The 20,396-nt window shown below is 30.3% G+C and carries 21 protein-coding genes; 13 read left to right on the forward strand and 8 right to left on the reverse strand.

What is annotated here, in order from left to right; genetic code table 11:
* Positions 1-23: 23 nt before the first annotated feature.
* Positions 24-1,166, forward strand: a complete 1,143-nt coding sequence (locus tag B2989_RS14360; protein WP_292949808.1) for a glycosyltransferase — start codon at positions 24-26, stop codon at positions 1,164-1,166.
* On the opposite strand, the gene B2989_RS14365 is transcribed toward B2989_RS14360, so the two are convergent.
* The 4 genes from B2989_RS14365 to typA all read right to left on the reverse strand — a co-directional run bounded on the left by B2989_RS14365 (position 1,167) and on the right by typA (position 6,635).
* On the reverse strand, positions 1,167-2,474 hold the full coding sequence (locus B2989_RS14365; protein ID WP_292949810.1) for an O-antigen translocase: 1,308 nt from the start codon (positions 2,472-2,474) through the stop codon (positions 1,167-1,169).
* Positions 2,475-3,578, reverse strand: coding sequence for a DegT/DnrJ/EryC1/StrS family aminotransferase (locus tag B2989_RS14370; protein ID WP_292949811.1), 1,104 nt, complete (start codon positions 3,576-3,578; stop codon positions 2,475-2,477).
* Positions 3,575-4,450 (reverse strand): GNAT family N-acetyltransferase, encoded by an 876-nt coding sequence (locus B2989_RS14375; RefSeq protein ID WP_292949813.1) that lies wholly within the window; start codon positions 4,448-4,450, stop codon positions 3,575-3,577. Before B2989_RS14375 ends, B2989_RS14370 begins: the two co-directional genes overlap by 4 nt.
* Positions 4,451-4,835: 385 nt before the next feature.
* Positions 4,836-6,635 carry a translational GTPase TypA gene (gene typA, locus B2989_RS14380; protein WP_292949814.1) on the reverse strand — a complete coding sequence of 600 codons (1,800 nt, stop codon included), beginning with the start codon at positions 6,633-6,635 and terminating at the stop codon, positions 4,836-4,838.
* A gap of 239 nt (positions 6,636-6,874) precedes the next feature.
* On the opposite strand from typA, the gene B2989_RS14385 reads away from it, so the two are divergent.
* The 5 genes from B2989_RS14385 to B2989_RS14405 are packed head-to-tail and all read left to right on the forward strand — an operon-like array spanning position 6,875 to position 12,195.
* Positions 6,875-8,632, forward strand: coding sequence for a hypothetical protein (locus B2989_RS14385; RefSeq protein WP_292949815.1), 1,758 nt, complete (start codon positions 6,875-6,877; stop codon positions 8,630-8,632).
* Positions 8,633-8,637: 5 nt separating this feature from the next.
* A complete protein-coding gene (locus tag B2989_RS14390) occupies positions 8,638-9,270 on the forward strand; it encodes an ATP-binding cassette domain-containing protein (protein ID WP_292949816.1) in 633 nt (210 codons plus the stop codon).
* Positions 9,267-10,460 carry an FtsX-like permease family protein gene (locus B2989_RS14395; protein ID WP_292949817.1) on the forward strand — a complete coding sequence of 398 codons (1,194 nt, stop codon included), beginning with the start codon at positions 9,267-9,269 and terminating at the stop codon, positions 10,458-10,460. Before B2989_RS14390 ends, B2989_RS14395 begins: the two co-directional genes overlap by 4 nt.
* A 30-nt stretch (positions 10,461-10,490) precedes the next feature.
* Positions 10,491-11,309 carry a 3-deoxy-8-phosphooctulonate synthase gene (gene kdsA, locus B2989_RS14400; RefSeq protein WP_099569863.1) on the forward strand — a complete coding sequence of 273 codons (819 nt, stop codon included), beginning with the start codon at positions 10,491-10,493 and terminating at the stop codon, positions 11,307-11,309.
* A 22-nt stretch (positions 11,310-11,331) separates the two neighbouring features.
* On the forward strand, positions 11,332-12,195 hold the full coding sequence (locus B2989_RS14405; protein WP_292949822.1) for a hypothetical protein: 864 nt from the start codon (positions 11,332-11,334) through the stop codon (positions 12,193-12,195).
* Position 12,196: 1 nt separating this feature from the next.
* Here B2989_RS14405 and B2989_RS14410 read toward each other — a convergent pair whose 3' ends face one another.
* Together B2989_RS14410 and B2989_RS14415 are read right to left on the reverse strand one after the other, a co-directional pair.
* Complete coding sequence (locus B2989_RS14410) at positions 12,197-12,544, reverse strand: DUF1801 domain-containing protein (protein WP_292949824.1); 348 nt, start codon at positions 12,542-12,544, stop codon at positions 12,197-12,199.
* Positions 12,545-12,550: 6 nt separating this feature from the next.
* The gene (locus B2989_RS14415; protein WP_292949826.1) at positions 12,551-12,925 is read right to left on the reverse strand and encodes a hypothetical protein; all 375 of its coding nucleotides are present in this window, start codon (positions 12,923-12,925) and stop codon (positions 12,551-12,553) included.
* 145 nt (positions 12,926-13,070) lie between these two features.
* Between B2989_RS14415 and B2989_RS14420 the strand changes: the two genes are divergently transcribed.
* The 7 genes from B2989_RS14420 (at position 13,071) to B2989_RS14450 (ending at position 16,668) form a co-directional block, all read left to right on the forward strand.
* A complete protein-coding gene (locus B2989_RS14420; protein ID WP_292949828.1) occupies positions 13,071-13,679 on the forward strand; it encodes a hypothetical protein in 609 nt (202 codons plus the stop codon).
* Positions 13,680-13,833: 154 nt separating this feature from the next.
* A complete protein-coding gene (locus B2989_RS14425; RefSeq protein WP_292949830.1) occupies positions 13,834-14,133 on the forward strand; it encodes a hypothetical protein in 300 nt (99 codons plus the stop codon).
* A gap of 33 nt (positions 14,134-14,166) precedes the next feature.
* Positions 14,167-14,460 carry a winged helix-turn-helix domain-containing protein gene (locus B2989_RS14430; protein ID WP_145002667.1) on the forward strand — a complete coding sequence of 98 codons (294 nt, stop codon included), beginning with the start codon at positions 14,167-14,169 and terminating at the stop codon, positions 14,458-14,460.
* 59 nt (positions 14,461-14,519) lie between these two features.
* Positions 14,520-14,993 carry a Coq4 family protein gene (locus tag B2989_RS14435; protein WP_292949833.1) on the forward strand — a complete coding sequence of 158 codons (474 nt, stop codon included), beginning with the start codon at positions 14,520-14,522 and terminating at the stop codon, positions 14,991-14,993.
* Between the two features lies 1 nt (position 14,994).
* Positions 14,995-15,624, forward strand: coding sequence for a SanA/YdcF family protein (locus B2989_RS14440; RefSeq protein ID WP_292949835.1), 630 nt, complete (start codon positions 14,995-14,997; stop codon positions 15,622-15,624).
* Entirely contained in the window at positions 15,624-16,007 is a 384-nt protein-coding gene (locus tag B2989_RS14445) for a DUF2809 domain-containing protein (RefSeq protein ID WP_292949837.1), read from the forward strand. The genes B2989_RS14440 and B2989_RS14445 overlap by 1 nt, the downstream gene beginning before the upstream one ends.
* Positions 15,994-16,668 (forward strand): DUF1361 domain-containing protein, encoded by a 675-nt coding sequence (locus tag B2989_RS14450; RefSeq protein ID WP_292949839.1) that lies wholly within the window; start codon positions 15,994-15,996, stop codon positions 16,666-16,668. The genes B2989_RS14445 and B2989_RS14450 overlap by 14 nt, the downstream gene beginning before the upstream one ends.
* A 39-nt stretch (positions 16,669-16,707) precedes the next feature.
* Here B2989_RS14450 and B2989_RS14455 read toward each other — a convergent pair whose 3' ends face one another.
* Both B2989_RS14455 and B2989_RS14460 read right to left on the reverse strand, forming a co-directional pair.
* A complete protein-coding gene (locus B2989_RS14455) occupies positions 16,708-19,125 on the reverse strand; it encodes a hypothetical protein (RefSeq protein WP_292949841.1) in 2,418 nt (805 codons plus the stop codon).
* A 64-nt stretch (positions 19,126-19,189) separates the two neighbouring features.
* Positions 19,190-20,395, reverse strand: coding sequence for an NAD(P)-dependent oxidoreductase (locus tag B2989_RS14460; RefSeq protein WP_292949858.1), 1,206 nt, complete (start codon positions 20,393-20,395; stop codon positions 19,190-19,192).
* Position 20,396: the final 1 nt, after the last annotated feature.

Below are 20,396 nucleotides of genomic sequence, written 5' to 3' on the forward strand. Positions count from 1 at the left end.
GAAAACAAATGTATAAAATATAAATGAAGATATTATTAATTGGCGAATATAGCAGACTACACAATTCTTTAAAAGAAGGTTTGATTGCTTTAGGACATCAGGTGACTTTAGTTAGTTCTGGTGATGGCTTAAAACAATTTGAATCTGATTATCTGTTAACTTCAAAAATTAAAAATAATCGCTTTTTAAGATTATTAAACTCTGGATTAATTAGACTTTTTGGTGTTAATTTAATTCAGAATGAATACTACCAGCAGTTTAAAAAATTATTACCACAATTTAAAAATTTTGATGTTGTCCAATTAATAAATGAAGATGCACTTGGCGTAACACCAAAACAGTCTATAAAATTATACTCACAGCTTTTTAAGCAAAATAAGTCTATCTATTTATTGGCTTGTGGAGAAGATTATGTAACCATAAATTATTTTTTAAATCCAGCAAATGGCTATTCTGTTTTAACACCTTATTTAAACAATACTGCCTTAAAAAACACATTTAATTTTTCGTTAAAATACACAACAAAAGCTTATAAAAACTTACATGAGTTTATAAACAAAAACATTAATGGTGTAATCTGTTCTGATATGGATTACCACAGAGCTTATATAAACCATTCTAAATATTTAGGATTAATCCCAAATCCAATTAACACAGATTTATTAGAATTTAAACCATTAAAAACAGATGGTAAAATTCATATTTTCCATGGTATTAACTCGACATCAAGTTTAAAAAAAGGTGCCAATTATTTTTCTGAAGCGTTGCAAATTATTGCTAATAAATATTCGGAAAAAGTTAGCATATCTAGCACCATTGACCTACCCTATACTAAGTACATACAAAGTTACGATCAAGCACATATAATATTAGATCAAGTCTATTCATATGACCAAGGATACAATGCATTAGAAGCCATGTATAAAGGTAAAGTGCTATTTACAGGAGCTGAAAAAGAATGGTTACAATATTATAACTTAAAAGAAAATAGTGTCGCTATTAACGCCTTACCTAATGCTGATTATTTAGTTGAAAAACTTGAATGGTTAATTAATAATCCAAATCAAATACAAAGTATAGGAAGTCATGCCAGCACATTTGTAAAGCAACATCATGATTACATTACAATAGCACAACGTTATTTAGATACTTGGAATAAAAACTAGTTAATCCTCTTCTAATTTATCCGGAATTACACCAAATAATGACGAATAGAAAATTAGTAAGATAATAGCGTAGTACATAACATAAGTTGCAAAGTGTGCCATATTTGCTCCAACTAAACCAAACTCGTCTATAAAATACTTGCTAGTAAAGTACAATGTTGTAACTGAAAAAGCTTCGGTAATTATATAATGCCAAAACATACGTTTCGCTAAAAATTGGTAAGCTATAACAATTGAAAGTACTTTGATAAAATCGCCTAATAATTGCCATAAAAACAAGTCTTCAACTGGTCTAAACTCTTCAGTAAAAACTAAACTAACAATAAAACCTCTTAAAAAATAGACTACGATTAAACCTAAAGCAAATATTGGTATTATTGTTTTATAAAAACTAAACACCTCTTTTCTAAAATCCTTTATATTGTCAATTTCAGAGAATCTAGGTAAAATATACATGGTTAATAATGTACTTACAAATAGTAAGTAATATTTAGAAATCCTATTCATTGCTTCCCAAAAACCAGCTTGTTCTAAACCTATATTATCAATAATATAACTTCTAATTAATATTGCAACTAAGGGTAAAATAATTGCAGAAAACAACGCCATTCCTGAGTATGACCCAAGCTTTTTAGCAAAGTTTAAACTAAAATTACTGGCTTTAATTAATGGAATAAAGTTTTTTCGGTTTGCAATACCTACAAGTGTTATTAAAAAAATAATGGACTCTGCTATCACAACTGCGATTAATGCACCATCAATTTTTTCTTGCCAAATCAGTAAAATGGTAATAACAGCACCTAAAATTTGACCAAAAATATTAAATACAATCAAGTATTTGTATTTTGCAAAGCCATTCATTATGGAAAAAGCAAACATATTTAACGCGTAAAACGGAAGTGCCATAGAAAATATCCTAATAACGTACGCGTAATTGTTGTAGTCTTTAAAAATTAAATCATTAATAAATTCTGCTTTAAAATAAACTAGAATAGACATTAATAATGTAGAACAAAATCCCATGTAAAATACAGTAGAAATTGTTTTACTTAATTGAAAAGCATTATCTTTAAACTGAGCGATATACTTTACAACACCTTTGTAAAGTCCTAAAATGGATAAGGATTGCACAGATCCTACAAAGTTACGTAGGTTACCAACCAATGCCATACCCTCTGAACCCACAAATAATGCTATAAATTTGGATGTTAAAAATCCAGCTATAATTTTTACAATTACAGATACAGAATTAAGGGAAGCTACCTTAACTAGGACATTATTATTTATGTAGTCTAGAACTTTTTTCAATTAGTAATTATTCAATTTTTCAATCACTGTATCTACCTCTAAACTAGTCATTATTGGACTAATAGGTAAGCTTACACAAGTTTCGTGAATTTTTTCTGTTATTGGAAATTTTAAATGGTTAAATCGTTGAAGCGCAACTTGTTTATGTGGCGGAATAGGATAATGTACTGCTGCTTCTATATTATTTACTTTTAAATAGTCTAAAAACTGCTGTCTATTATCCACTAAAATCACAAATAAATGAAATACATGATTTTTAGTACCATCATAAAAAGGCAGTTTTATTTTAGTATTGTTGATTTTGGATATATATTGTTTAGCTATTGATTGCCTATGGCTGTTATCATTTTCTAACGCTTTAAGCTTTATATCCAAAAACAAAGCTTGTATTTCGTCCATTCTGTTATTAACACCAAGTACTTCATTTTCATATTTAGTACTAGTACCATAATTTCTTAATTTAAAAATCATGTTAGCTAATTGGCTATTATTGGTGGTAATTGCACCTGCATCACCTAAAGCCCCTAAGTTTTTACTTGGATAAAAACTAAACGCTGCAGCATCTCCTAAATTTCCTGATTTTGTATTTAAACTTTTATGTAAAGCTCCATGTGCTTGTGCTGCATCCTCAATAACTAATAATTGTTTTTGATTTGCTAAACTATTTATAGCTTCCATATCACTAAGCTGACCATATAAATGCACTACTAAAATAGCTTTAGTTTTATGGGATAAACTTTTTTGTATGTCTTTAGCTTCAATATTAAAGGTCATTGGATTAGGCTCCACCAATATTGGTTCCAACCCAACTTCTAACAAAGCCAAAATGGAAGCAATAAATGTATTAGCAGGCACAATAACTTGGTCTCCTTTATTTAATATACCAAGTTCCATATATCCTTTAAAAATTAATACTAAGGCGTCAAAACCGTTACTAACACCAATACAATGTCTAGTTCCGCAAAAGGCTGCATAGTTAGTTTCAAAGGTATTAACACCATCGCCTAATATGTATTGACCTGTACTTAAAAACGAATCAAATTGGTTTTTAAATTGGGTCTCAAATCTTGCATTTATTTTTGGTAGGTCTAAAAATTTGATCATATAAACACTGAATTTAATAATTCGTGATTTTTTGTACTAACGCTGTAAAAGTCTTGCACAATCATTCTTGCTCCAAAACTTTCTTTCCAATACAATAGTCCTTTGTTAATATTTAGTCCATTATTTACATTTGATGTACCAAAATCAAAAAATAATTTATCCTTAAAAACGGTATGTATTAAATATTGAAACAATACATCTAAACTACCAAGTTCTTGCTTATCACTATTAGCCGAAATGTACTGGGCATGTGCGACATTTTTAGTTTCAAAAATAGTTGTTCCAGCTACAATGGTATCGCCTTTATATACATTAAACTGTCGTATATTATTTGGAAAATGGGATTGCAGCAATGTCATTTCTTCTAAGGTATGCACTGGTTTGACATTATGTTGTGCTTTTAGATTAGGAATTAAAATAGCAGTCCAAAAATTTTCTAAACTGCTTTCCTCCTTTACTACTAAATTATGGGATTGTCCTTTTTTAAAGCCTCTTTTTCTGTTACTAGAAATAGATTCTGGCATAAAGTTATAATCAATTACAGATAATGCATCACGCCTTACTACACTAGCATTTAGTAAAAACATTAAATAGGCTAACTGACTGTCTGGTCCTGAAGCATAAATTGAAGGTAAACTCTTGATATTTAAATACAATATATTATGATCTTCTAAAAACTGTAAAAGCAATTTAAAGACCTCTAAGACTTCATTAAATTTTAGAGCCTTATGTGTTACCATTCCACCATACGTTAATCCTTGATGAGAATGTAGTGTGTCACCAACCTTATTTGCTGGTAAAACCGCAATTAGTTTTTCACCTTTAAAAATAAGCACGGAAAAATCATCAAATCGATCTTTATGGTATTCCATAAAATTTCGATTTAATAAAAATGTTCCATTATTGGATTCAGTAATAAAACTGTTCCAAAGCTTTTTATGTTTAGCGGAATATATGGTTAAAGAAAAAATAGCGCACTTTTATTTAAGCAATGAAAGTACTAATTTTTATTGAAGAATTTACTATAAAAATAAGTTATAGCCAATTGCTGAATAAATATAAGGGTAGACACAGTATGTACTGCAGTAAACCTAAATTTAAAAGTATGAAACTGAAAGTGCTTTGATTAACCAATTTTAGATCTATCTTAAAGCATAAAGACAGGTTTAGTAGTAAACAAAAAAAAGAGGTTTCTAAACTAGAAACCTCTTTTAATATTATATAATTTAGACCGTTGTATTTACAACTAATCTAATATTAAGCAATCTTATTTCTCTTACGATCATTTTCTGTTAAATAGATCTTACGTAAACGAATATGGTTTGGTGTAACCTCTACATACTCATCTTTTTGGATATATTCTAAAGCTTCTTCTAACGAGAATTTGATAGCTGGTACAATCTTAGCTTTATCATCTGCTCCAGAACTACGTACGTTACTTTGCTTTTTAGCCTTAGTAATGTTTACAGCCATATCATCTTGACGAGAGTTCTCACCAATTACTTGACCTTCGTAAATATCTTCTCCTGGCTCAACAAAAAACTTACCTCTATCTTGTAATTTATCTATAGAATAAGGTATTGCTTTACCATTTTCCATAGAGATTAAAGATCCTGAAATACGTCCAGGAATAGCACCTCTTAATGGTTGGTATTCTTTAAAACGGTGTGCCATAATAGCTTCACCTGCAGTTGCAGTTAATAATTGGTTACGTAAACCAATAATACCACGAGAAGGAATTAAGAATTCGCAAATCATACGATCTCCTTTTGTTTCCATACTTAACAATTCACCTTTACGTAAAGTTACAAACTCTACAGCTTTACCTGATACACTTTCAGGAAGGTCAATAGTTAACTCTTCAACTGGCTCACATTTAACACCATCAATTTCTTTAATGATAACTTGTGGTTGTCCAATTTGTAATTCATAACCTTCACGACGCATAGTTTCAATTAAAACCGATAAGTGTAATACACCACGTCCAAAAACCATAAATTTATCTGCACTACCAGTTTCACCTAATCTAAGTGCTAAGTTTTTTTCTAATTCTTTTTCTAAACGATCTTTAATGTGTCTAGATGTTACGTATTTACCGTCTTTACCAAAAAATGGCGAATCGTTAATTGTAAATAACATACTCATTGTAGGCTCATCAATAGCAATTGATTTTAAACCTTCTGGATTTTCGATATCTGCAATAGTATCTCCAATTTCAAAACCTTCAATACCAACAACAGCACAAATATCTCCTGTTTGTACGCTATCAACACGTTTACGTCCTAAACCTTCAAATATAAAAAGTTCTTTTACTCTACTTTTAGTTGTAGAACCATCTCTTTTAACTAAAGATATTTGTTGACCTTCTTTTAATTCTCCTCTTTGTAATCTACCAATCGCGATACGACCTGTAAATGAAGAAAAATCTAAAGATGTAATTAACATTTGTGTCGTTCCTTCTGGAAAAACTGGTGTAGGCACATGCTCCACAACCATGTCTAATAAAGGCTCAACGTTAGTTGTTTCTTTTCTCCAATCATCACTCATCCAGTTATTTTTAGCCGAACCGTAAACTGTTGGAAAATCCAATTGCCACTCTTCTGCTCCTAACTCGAACATTAAATCAAAAACTTTTTCATGTACTTCATCTGGAGTACAGTTTTCTTTATCAACTTTGTTTACAACCACACAAGGCTTTAACCCTAAGTCAATCGCTTTTTGTAATACAAAACGCGTTTGAGGCATAGGACCTTCAAAAGCATCAACTAATAACACAACACCATCTGCCATGTTTAATACACGCTCTACTTCTCCTCCAAAATCGGCGTGACCAGGTGTATCAATAATGTTAATTTTAGTATCCTTATAAATAACTGATACGTTTTTAGATGTAATCGTAATTCCACGTTCACGTTCTAAATCGTTATTATCTAAAATTAAGTCTCCTGTGTTTTCGTTTTCACGAAACAGTTGACAATGGTACATGATTTTATCAACCAACGTCGTTTTTCCGTGGTCAACGTGTGCAATAATTGCAATGTTTTTAATATTAGCCATAATTGTGCCTTATTTTAAGCGTGCAAAGGTACTCATTTTTTATATAAAAAAGCGTTTTAATTTATATTTGACAAATTCATTTTAAAAAATTGTAACTTTTTGAACTTAACAGACACAGATAGTTAGGCCTATTTAAAGAAAACATTTGTAATTTAAACCAATAAATTTCTTCAAAAACAATATATCATTAGTTTTGTATTCTTATTAATCAACGACTTAAAAACCATTATCACCACATCATGAAAAAAATCATCTCTGTATTACTTATCGTATTATTATTTGCTAGTTGTAGTAAAAAAATTGAAGAATCATACTTTGTACCAAAAGACGCTATTGGTGTTATGTATGTTAATATAAAATCGCTGTCAGAAAAAAGTAAAGATTTAGACTTTAATCAATTAAACATTAATACGCTTATTGAAGATAAAGCACCCAAAGAGATTAAGCGTTTTGTGCAAGAGTTACTATCAAAAGATAATTTAGATAAAACCTTTAGAAAAGAATATATTTTAGGCTTTGGTACGTTTAAAAGACTATCTGGTGTTGGTGGATTAATATTACCTATTAAGGATGCAGCGTCTTTTGAAGCCTTTATACAACCAATGATTGATGAAGTTCCTAATTTAGAAAAAGAAACTAATGTTGGTAAAGATCAAGAATTTACTATTTACGCAAATAAAGAAATTGCAATTGGATGGAATGGTAAAACCGCTTTAATTATTGGTGCAAATAATTATGCTGCTGCAGAATTAAAAGACCTTACCACATTAAAAAGAGAAGATTGCATATTAGCAACCAACTATTTTGATGCCTTTTTTGACACTAAACAAGACATGGGACTACATATTACCTCAACACCATTAGGTGATGCTTTTGATGGAATATTAAATACTTTTGCTGGTTTAGATGTTAATCTAGAAAACAACAACCTATCTTATTATGGTAGCTTTGAGCAAGACCACATATACACTAAAACCAATTTAAAATTAAATGATGATTTTAAATCATTAATTGGTTATAAAAAATGGATGTCTACGTCCTACGATAAGTCTATGCTTAATGCATTACCTGATAACCCATTGTTATTTGCAAAATTATCTATTGATCCTGAAAACTTATACGAGCATATTTTAAGTCTACAAGACAACAAAACTTTACCTATCCAAGCTAGAGAAGAGTTAAGAAAAAACATAAAAAAATCCAACAGTGAAACAGAAAAAGAACTAGGTATGGACGTTACATCTTTTTCTAAAATATTTGATGGCTCGCTAATGTTTGCTATGACTGAGGGTAAAACAGTAAAAGACACGCTATACGATTACAATTATTTTACTGACGAAGAAACCTATACAATTATAGATAAAAAAACACCAAATATGTATGGTACAATTGCCATAAAAGACAAAGATAAATTTAACCAATTTTTTAATATTGTAAAAAATAAAGGTGCACAAATAGAAACCTTAAACTCCAATTATTTTAAAATAGACGGTAGTACTTTTATGGTTATTACAGAAGATTATATCTTTTTTACAAACGACCAAAGTAAAGCTGATGAAATAAGTAGTAACGGAAAACTTGCCAACAATTTAAGCGACTTTAAACATAAAGATAAATTATCACACAGCGTTTACCTTTACACAAAAGGAAACATTGCACAACTTAGCAATGACTTTACAAAAAGTTTAGGCAATATTTACAATCCTTATAGTAGTTATAATAGATATGGAAACGATACAGCTATGGATGAAATTTCAGAAAAAAGCAGTGAGATTTATACAAAATATTATGGCGAAAACCATTATTTTATTGACACAGATGGAGGCGAATCTTTTACTTATACTAAAGGAAACAAAAACTCATTAATACAGACCATTTTATATGGTGACGAAGTAGCAAAAACTATGAGTACTATATATGAAAACAGTAATAAAGATGAGGATGAGGATGAAATAGAAATTGAAGAAACCGTTATCGAATCTACAGAATCAAACTAGACTAAGTGCAAGTCAATATACAATCCATAGTACCAGATTATTTTACTCCAGCTTCGTCAGAAGTCTGGAGTAAAAATTTTGAGTTTCAACCTAATTCTAAATACTTAGTTAAAGCTGTGTCAGGAAGCGGAAAAAGCTCGTTATTTAATTTTATGTACGGTTTAAATAATAGATACTCTGGCTCTATTTTATTTAACGACACCTCAATTTCGTCATTCACAGATACTGATTGGACAACTATTAGAAAGCAACAAATCGCTATAGTATTTCAGGGATTAAAATTGTTTCCAGAACTGACTGCTTTAGAAAATATTCAGTTAAAAAACACCCTTACAAATCATAAAACTGAGACTGAAATCTTGGAGATGATGTCACAATTAGAGGTCGACCAATTAGCACATAAAAAAGCTGAAACCCTGTCTTACGGTCAACAACAACGTATTGCTATTATCAGAGCATTATGTCAACCTTTTAAATTATTACTACTTGACGAACCCTTTAGCCATATTGATAAGACTCAAATTACAAATGCCATCACGCTTGTAAATAAAGAAGTTGCTGCTAACCAAGCAACCCTAATAATTGCTAGTTTAGGAGACACATATAATATTGACTACACTAAAACAATATTATTATGATTAATCAACTTTTAAAAAAACAGGTCCATAAATCACAGCTATTATTTTTTGCGCTAAGCTCTAGTTTAGGATTAGGTATTTTATTAATTGTAGTTCAATTATTAGTTGACACACAATCCATCTTTAATTCTAAAAACGACTTATTAGGTAACCAAAATTTAATAATATATAAGGACTTAGGACGTGATAATGCTTTTACATCTGATGAAATTACTGAGTTAAACTCACAACCTTTTATTAATAAAACAGGTGGTTTTACACATGGTACTTATCGTGTTTTGGCAAGTGTTACGTTTCCTAATCATGCAGGAATATCAACCGAAATGTTTTTAGAGGCTGTATCAGATGAGTTTATTGACATTACCAATGAAGATTGGAAATGGCAACCAGGAGATAAAGAAGTGCCAATTATTATTCCTAAAAACTATATTAATTTATATAATTTTGGATATGCAACTAGCTCTGGATTACCACAAGTTAACGAGAAAATAATTAGACAAGTCCCTATAGACTTGACGTTATCCGGAACACATAAAACAGAAAATTATCGTGCGTATATTTTAGATGCTTCAGAAAAAATAAATTCTATTTTAGTTCCAGAATCCTTTTTAAACTATACCAATAAAAAATTAAGTCCTTTAAAGGCAAATAAAATATCCCGTATTATACTTGATGTTATTAATCCATCTGACCCTAAATTATTGGAATTTTTAGCTTCAAAAAAATACAATTACTTATCCAACGATGTTCAAAATTCAAAACTTAGCTATGTCTTAAAATTAATATTAAGCATTGTTTTAGGTATTGGCTTACTAATAACCGTTTTATCCATATACCTTGTTATTACCAACATTAATTTACTTATTCTAAAAAATAAGCAAACCATAACACAACTTCATTTTTTAGGATATTCTAAAGTACAAATAGCAAAAGTATATCATGCTATTGCCTTTAAGATTTTAGCAGTTTCAATTATTATAGCACTTACCCTTAGTATTATTTGTAAGTATATATTTTCGCCATATTTAAGTGTTTTACAAATAGAACCTAACCTAACATCTATTATTTATACGGTTATTTTAAGTGTATTGATTTTTATTAGCCTAGCCATGTATTACCGCAATCATACAAATAGTAAAATCAAACAAATGTTAAGACCTAATACAAGTCTATTATCTTCTGAAAATTAACTTATCTTTGCAGGATAAATTATTACAAATATGACACTTCAAGATATCCCTAAAATTAAACATACAGCTAGCAATAACTTTTTTTTACTTTGTGGTCCTTGTGCTATTGAAGGCGAAGAAATGGCTTACAGAATAGCCGAAAAAGTTGTTACTATTACTAATAAGTTAGAAATACCTTACGTATTTAAAGGTAGTTTTAAAAAAGCTAATAGAAGTAGGATTGACAGTTTTACAGGTATTGGTGACGAAAAAGCTTTAGAGATTTTAGCTAAAGTGTCTGAAAAATTTGACATTCCAACGGTTACAGATATTCACGAAGTTAGTGATGCTGCAAAGGCTGCACAATATGTAGATGTTTTACAGATTCCTGCATTTTTGGTACGTCAAACAGATCTTGTCGTTGCTGCTGCTAAAACAGGTAAGGTTGTTAACCTTAAAAAGGGACAATTTATGAGTCCTGAAGCAATGAAGCATGCTGTACAAAAAGTAAAAGATGCTGGAAGCGACAAAGCTTGGATTACAGATCGTGGAACTATGTTTGGTTACCAAGATATGATTGTAGATTTTAGAGGTATACCAACAATGCGCCAATATGCACCAACTGTTTTAGATGTCACACACTCTTTACAGCAACCAAATCAAAGTGCTGGTGTAACAGGTGGAAGACCTGATATGATTGAAACTATTGCTCGTGCTGGAATTGTAAATAATGTAGATGGTTTATTTATTGAAACTCATTTTGATCCTGCAAATGCTAAAAGTGATGGTGCTAACATGCTTCACTTAGATAATCTAGAAGCTTTATTAACTAACTTAACTGCTATTAGAAAGACTATAAATAGCCTATAACATCCCTTAAACATAATAACAAATGAAACAAATATTACTAAGGTCAATAGCCTTAGTAAGTCTTACCCTATTGTCAACACTGACATTTGCTCAGGATAATACTGACTTACAAAAATACACTGCCAACAATAAAGGAAAATTTTATATCAGTTGGGGAGGAAACAGAGAAACATTTTCTGAATCTGACATTAGGTTTAAAGGTGATGGTTACGACTTCACTATTGACAACGCTACTGCCGAAGATAAACCTAAAGGTTGGCATATAGATTATATTAATCCAACGAGAATGACCATACCACAAACTAATTTTAAAGCTGGTTATTTTATTTCTGACAAATACAATATTTCACTTGGTGTAGATCATATGAAATATGTAATGAACAGAAATCGTAGCCAGAATGTTACAGGTTATGTTAACCTTCCTGCAGATGAAGAAGGTAGCGTATTTAACCAAGAATTTGATGGAAGTGAGTATGTTGTTTCAGAAGACTTTTTAAAATTTGAACATACCAATGGGTTAAACTACGTGTATTTAGAGTTAAATAGATTTGATGATATTTCTTCTATCTTTAAAATTAATAACACTGATAAATTTCAATTAAATATTACTGAAGGTCTTGGTGCTGGAGTGTTATACCCTAAATCTAATACGACATTATTAGGTAAAGATACTTATGACGAGTTTCATTTATCTGGATATGGATTTTCTGCAACTGTAGGTTTAAACCTTACCTTTTTTAAATACTTTTTTATTCAAACAGATTTAAGAGGTGGCTTTATTAATATGCCAGATATTAGAACAACAAGTAATGCTAATGAGAGTGCGTCGCAACATTTTTGGTTTTTACAACGTGTTTTTTCAATTGGCGGACGCTTTAGACTATAGTCTATTGCAACGTTAAAGCTTCTTGCAATACAGCATTAATTACGGTATCATCTATTTTGTCCAAAGACTTATATCTTAATGATATCATTTTTTTCCTGTTTTCAATAACATGATGTGTCTTAAAAACAGTTAATTGATTGCCTTTAACAAAAACCAAATCAACAAATTGTTTTTTATGACTGGCATTTAAATAACAAAATGGCATTCCGTTTACGTAATAAAACGGAATGCTCCATTTGTACTTTAATTCAAAGTTATGTATTGTATGCTCAATAATAACCTGCAAATGCAATAATATAGAACGATAGGGTTCTGGTTGTTTTAAAATATAATGCGCTGCAGGATTCACTTTTTTCTATAATATATGTAGTAAGCTAAGCACACCAATAGCTAATAATGCTACACCTATAATAGCTTTAAAAGGCATTAACTTGTCTGATATTTTTCTTAATGTCTCTTCTAAAGCAGGTACTTTTCCAAATACGTGAGTTAACAATAATATACCTCCAATAATACTTACAACACTAAAAATACCAAACCCTCCTCCTAGTATAATTAAAATAGGCAACACAATAAGTGCGCCACCAATAACGGTTTGAAAAGGTGCTAAAACACCTGCAATTTTATTAAAAAAATTAGCTTCACCATCCCATTTATCTAAAGTAGCTAATCCTAATAATAAGCCTCCAGAAATGTTAGCAATGTCTAATAGTAATCCTGTTAATGCCATGATTTATTTGATTTAAATTGGTTAGATTATAAATTTATGAAAAATAAACCATGCATTGGGCAAATGTTAAAATGAAAATTAATAAACCTTTAACTTTTATATTCTAATTAATTAAACTTACTTTGTAATTCAAAGTACTTTAATTATGAACGACAAAGATTATTTAAAAGATATCAGCGAGATTAAAAACCTTATGAATAAGTCTTCTAGATTTATTTCGCTAAGTGGTTTATCTGGAATTTTAGCTGGTATCTATGCACTTGTAGGAGCTGCAATGACCTATTATTACGTAACCACTTATAGTTATGGTACATTATTATTGGATGGATGGGTTTTTAAAACCATATTATTTATACTACTTATGGTTGCTTTTTTAAGTATTGTTACTGGTATTTATTTAACTACAAAAAAAGCAAAAGCAAATGGCGAAAAAATTTGGGACACCTCATCAAGACGATTAATATTTAATTTTCTAATTCCGTTAGTCGTTGGTGGTTTATATATTTTAATAATACTTAGCCAAGGTCGCTATGGTCAAACAGGTGGTTTAATGCTAATATTTTATGGTTTGGCATTAATAAATGCCTCTAAATATAGTATTGGAAACATAAAATATTTGGGCTATACCGAAATTATTTTGGGACTTATAGCAACACTTTATCCTGGTTATGGCTTTTGGATTTGGGTTATTGGTTTTGGCTTTATGCACATTATCTATGGTACTTATATGCATTTTAAATACGATAAAAAATGAGTATTGAAGTTCCGATTATATTAACAATCATAGCAATAATAATATTTTATACGACTTTATGGGTTGTAAAAAAGTACAATAAAAAACCAAAATCACAGCTATAGTTATAAGTATCATTATTACTCCTTTAGCGTATTATGGTTTAATATTATTATTGATAAGTTATATAGAGTATATACCAGAGTCTACATTTAATGAACAAAAATGGCGTACAGAAACAACATCAAGATATAAAATGAGAGATGACATAATTAATAATCAAATTTTAAAACTAAAAAACAAGTCCGAAGTTGTTACGCTTCTAGGAAATCCTTCTAATAGTACTAGTGATAATCAGTGGGTTTATGATTTAGGAATATCTAGTGCAGGCTTAGGTGTTCAATTTCATAGTTTACAAATCACTTTTAAAAACAATGTGGTAGCAAAAGTTAAAAAGTTTATGATAACAGATTAATTAGCAAAGATTCCTATTTTCGCATAATATAAAATGAGTATAATAACCAACATAAATAAAGTATTTGACCATAGGATTAGGCTAGGAATTATGTCTGTTTTAATGGTAAATGAGTACGCAGATTTTAAAACCCTAAAAGCGTTATTAGATGCGACAGATGGTAATTTAGCAAGTCACACTAAAGCATTAGAAAAAGCAGATTATATCACTGTAGAAAAACAATTTATAGATCGTAAACCAAACACTCGCTATAGTGTTACTAAGTTAGGTCAAGCCGAATTTAAAAAACACATCAATGCACTTGAAAAATTAATCAAAAAACAGTAATCTATTTTTTTATCTATTTTTTTATCTATTTACTTTGAAAAACAAAGCACTTTGAAAATATGAAAACACAACGTAAACAATTAATCGCATGGTTATTTAAAATAACACAACATATTTACACCAAATACTTCAAAAAAAACAAACCTTGGCATATAAAAAAACAACAATTACTACAATTTCCAAAAGACACCTTTGGTTATCATTTAGGCCTGTTTTTACAACACAATGGGTTTGAGTTAATTCCAAAAGTAGAACGTCACGACGCCTACCACGTAATGACTGGCTATAATACCACTGAGAAAGACGAAATAGCCTTACAGTACCTTTGCTTTGGTAATGGTAAACGCAGCATATACTTGTTTGGCGTGATTACTATAGGCTCCATAATATTACCAGAATATTGGAAGTATTATATAAAATCGTATCGCATAGGCAAAAATGCAAATGTCTTTTACAATCTAAATTATAAAGGATTACTAAACACCTCAGTTAGCACTTTAAGAAGCTCTATATTTATTAATCTAAATAATTAAAATGAAAACCTATATCAAACTTATAATTATTGCCATAACTATAATGGTACTCGCCATTTTTATGGCGCACTTTTACATTAATTATAAAGCTAAAGACAAACTTTATAATGACGTAAACGCAATTCCTAAAAACCAGGTAGGTTTATTACTTGGCACCAGCAAATACACAAGTAATAACACTATAAACTTATATTACAAATACCGCTTGGAAGCTGCTTATTTACTTTACAAAAATAAAAAAGTTGAACGTATTTTAATTAGTGGAGATAACAGTACTAGTTATTATGACGAACCTTCAACATTTAAACAAGACCTTATCAATCTTGGTATTCCTGAAGATAAGATAATATTAGACTATGCTGGATTTAGAACATTAGATTCTATTATTAGAGCCAACAAAATATTTGGTTTGGATAGTTTTACAATAATCTCACAAAAATTTCATAACCAACGTGCCACATATTTAGCACAACACTATAATTTAAACGTTATTGCCTTTAACGCTAAAGATGTAAAAAGGCGATATGATTTACGCACCAAAGCAAGAGAGTACTTAGCACGTACCAAAGCAATTATAGATGTTATTATTAATACACAACCTAAGTTTTTGGGTCCAAAAATAAGCTTGTAATGACAGTAAAAATTGACACTAAATTTTTAGCGCTAACACTAGTTATACTATTAACAGAAATTGCAATTGCATACTACTTAAAAAATGGTTTTATACGATTTACAGTTGGCGATTTTCTAGCTTCTATATTAGTCTATTGTGGCCTAAAAAGCATTTTTAAAATACATTGTATTCAGGCTTCAATTTGGGCATTAGCCATCTCTTTTTGTATTGAGTTTGCCCAACTTACAAATCTACTTGAAACATTACATTTAAAACATAACAAAATAGCCTCAATCGTGCTTGGCAGTCACTTTAGTATAGCAGACTTAGTTGCATATACATTAGGCATTATCACTATCTATTTTATAGATATAAATTACATCACTAATGAAAACAATTAAACGAATCATTCAGGCAGAATATCAAACCATATTATCTATAATATTACTAACTTTTTTTAGTTTAACTCTATTACTAATAAGAATTAAATTAACTAATAATTACTACTATTTATTTTTAATTTGGAATTTATTTTTAGCAGGACTACCCTATTTAATAAGTAGTTATTTGGCAACTCTTAAACACATAAAATCATCAACTCTAATTACTAACAGTATACTATGGTTACTATTTTTACCAAACGCACCTTATATAGTTACGGACTTATTTCATCTAAAATATAGTAGTCACCATTTACTCTGGATAGACACGTTAATTATCATCATGTTTGCTATTACCGGATTACTTTTGTTTTTTAAATCTGTTTGGACCATGGAAATTATTTTTAAGACTTACGTCGAAAAACATATTGTTGCATTCAGTATTCCGTTGTTATTTATATTAGTTGGTTTTGGAGTTTACTTAGGTCGCTTTTTAAGATTTAATTCTTGGGAAGTATTAAATAAACCATGGACTATATTAGAAACAATAGTATTTATAGTGCTAAACCCTAATTTAAATTACACAGCGTGGCTATTTACAATTGTATTTGGATTGTTTTTATGTGTCTGTTATTACGCCATAAAAACAAATTATGTTACAAACAAAAAAGCTTCCCTTTAGGAAGCTTTTTTTTTATACTAATTAAATATAAAATTAATTTTAATCATTATCTATAATTGAAATCGTCGCTTCTCCTATCGCACTTGCAGATCCACTTAATAATGTTCCTATGACAGTAAAATCTTCAGTCCCTTCAACTTCTGTATCATCTGTAATTACAATTGCAAATACACCACTTGAGCTACCTGCTTCAATGGTAAAATTAATATTGTTATTACCATAAATACCTTCAATTTCATAATCATCAAAATCTACAATATCAGAAACAATTTCAAAATTAATAATAATATCATCGATTGCTGGACTAGATAAAGTAAAAGCATATTCCACAATATCTCCTTCTGTTACCGTTTGATCATTTACAATTATACTTGGGCTAGTTGGGACACTAGTGACATCATTTGGATCAGTACCATTACCAGCTTCAATACAATCATCAAAACCATCTCCATCACTATCTGCTGCATTAGGATCTGTTATATTACCGTTTGGATTACAGATAGAAAGGTCACTATCAATACCTGATAACTCTTCGCAATCTGTTAATCCATCACCATCTGTGTCCAAATATTCCTGATACAAGTATACTTCTGCAATATCAAATTGATTTGTTATTGTATTAACCGCTTTTACATAAATAATTTGAGTGGTACCATCATCAATAAAAGGACTAGCCAATGGATTAACATCAGATAATGCATCAGCCTCAGTTAAGTAAAAAGTATACGTATTATTAATTAATTCAAAATAAACCTCTGAAACAATACTATCAAAATCGTAAATTAATGATGGGATACAACCTGTTCCTGAAACCTCTGTTGCGTAAATTAAGACATCTAAATTATCTAAATAATCTGGTATAGAGTCACCATCACTATCGTTATTCATTGGATCTCCATCACTATCATAATCTTCATCAATAGTATCAACACCATCACCATCATCATCAGTATCCAAATAATCAGGTATACCATCCTGATCTGTATCATCATCAGTATAATCGCCATTAGCATTTAAGTCTTCATTAAAATCTAACACACCATCTGCATCTGCATCCAAAAGTGTTGTACAAGACATTAGCGTACCTAAATCTGTTATAGGAACTGTAAAATTACCTATTACAAAAGTTGTAGATTGATTGTTTGTTATATCAAAAAACTGCATGGTATACTCGGTATCTGTCAAACAATAATCAATAGATAAATCTAAGGTTCCGTCGGTTATTGGAATAATAGAAACAGAATTATTATAATTTAAAAAGACATAACCATTTGTAGCTGGAGTGCCAGAACAATCGTTAAAAACACCAGTTACATTAGTCGTTTGTGCATTGCTATCTGATACTGTTATGGTCAGATTAGTGTCCATATCAAACGGTCCAACACTCTCAGTATAATCATTATCAATACAACCAAAATCTGGAATGGTTACTGTTAATGTTTCGTTAGCAGGAATAATACCACAAACTTCACCATTTACATTAGTGTATCCTGTAGTTGCAGATGTCCAAGATACCGATTCGCGTTGCAATTGTACAATGGTATTAGGCAAAGGATTGTTATTATCATCCACTACAGTAATACATAGTTGAACGGTATCAAAAGCAATGTCACAGTTCCAAAAACTAAAATGGGATACCTCTCCAACGTATTTATTACCTTGTAAAACAGCTGTACCTTCTTCCTTCCAATATCCATATGTTTCGTCAAAATACCATAATGGTATTGTTTCCGGAGGATTAGTAGCATTAGTTGGCACAGGAACAGATAATTCTGCAGTGGTACCTTCTGCTATATTTAAAACCTCACCATTTTCTCCAATTAACTTAACAGCTATCATACCATAAGTTTCTAAAGCTTGTAAATTACCACTCGTATTTTCTGCTATTAAAGCTCCTGGCATTTGCAAAGCCATAGCCTCATTGTCCGGATTTAAATGTCTTAAAACAACCTGAACATTTCCTAAATACTCAAAACCATTTTCAGTTTCAAAATCACCTGAAAAATTAACAGAAGTTCCGTTTGGCAAGCCAATATTAAAAGGTTGACCTGCTCCAATTGTAGCATTTGGATCGGCATCCAATAACATAATGTCTACTTGGTTGACACCACTTGTAGGTACTAAGGATCTAGAACCATTAATAAAACCAACTTTAGACGCTTTTATATAGGCGAATTTTTCATAAACCGTTGCAGACTCCACAGAAAATACTCCGTTTGCATCTGTTACAGTCATCATATTGCCGACGTTAATACTAGCTCCAATAATTGGGTCTCCTTCTTCATTTATAACCCTTCCTATAAATCTTGCATCCATAGATGCTCCAAAATTTTCTAAAAAAGGATTGCCAGCTTGACCATCTACTTGTTGTTGATTTAACGGAATATTATTGTCTTTTTCGCAAGAAAAAATTAATAAAACAACAAATAATGATACTATAAACTTTAGTTTTTTCATCTTTTAAGTTTTGTAATGGTTATATTAATGTAACAGATTAAGGCCAAAAAGTCCTAACTTGATATTACTCTTTACCGTCTACGTAGTTTTGTAAATAACTAAATCTTTTAGTCAATTTACCATTTTCGGTAATTTTAGCTCTTTTTAAAACACCATCTGCATCATTATTAAAAAACGCAGGAATAACATGTTTTAAAAACATCTCTCCAAAACCTTCACTTGCATCTTTTGGTAATTCGCAAGGTAAATTATCTACTGCCATTACAGTTATTGCATCTTTATCATTATAAGCTACTTCTTTTTCAGTTTTAACATTATAACCATAAAAAGGATCTGCAATAGTGGATGGACGGATTGTTGATGCTACAGGTCCATCAATATCGCAAGAAATATCGGCTATTAAGTTAATTTTAAAATCTGGATGTCTTGCCTCTTCTCTTGTAAATAAATAAGGAGCTCCATCACCATAAAAGTGACCTGCTATAAAAAAGTCTGTTTGTTTAGCATAAGGCATAAAATTACTTTCGTAACCTGAAGGATCTTTATAAAACTGTCCTTTATTACCAACTTTACCATCCTTACGCTTACTATATTCCATAACATCAATTAAGCAATAAACAGGCTCAGTAAAATTAGAGGTTAAATATAACGCATCACTGACTTGCTTAATTTTAAGATGATCTAAAATTTCTTGTGCGCCTTTAGCTACTTTACCAGTACCAGAAAGCACAATTTTTATGTTGGGTAATTTAATTTTATCCAGTTCGCTTTTTACTTCATCTAAATCTTTCAAGTGCTCTACTTTAGGTAGTGTAAATAAATTATCACGAAGTCCTAAGGCTCTAAAACCGTTGTAAGCACCTACCAAACCAGCATAACGTCCAAAACCAATTAGTCTTGCGCCATTTTGTCTAACAATAGTTTCGTGATCATACATTTCAATATTCCTATCAAGAATAGCTTTTAAAAGCGCTCTATTATAGGGCTGCTTTTTTATTGTATGACTGAAGAAAAAATATTTTTTATTAGGAATAAGCGCTTCTATTGGCACTTCTTTTACACCAAACATAACATCTGCATCTGAAACGTCATCAAAAATCTGAAAGCCATTTTTTTCATATTCGGCATCATTAAACACACGAATGTCCGATGCCTCAATAATTACTTCAGCTTGTGGAAAGGAAGTTTTTAAATCTTTTAAGTCATTAGGAGAAAACACGACACGTCTATCTGGTGGATTTTTACGTTCTTTTATAATTGCAAATTTCATA

The sequence above is a fragment of the Olleya sp. UBA1516 genome (assembly GCF_002323495.1).
Lineage (GTDB): Bacteria > Bacteroidota > Bacteroidia > Flavobacteriales > Flavobacteriaceae > Olleya.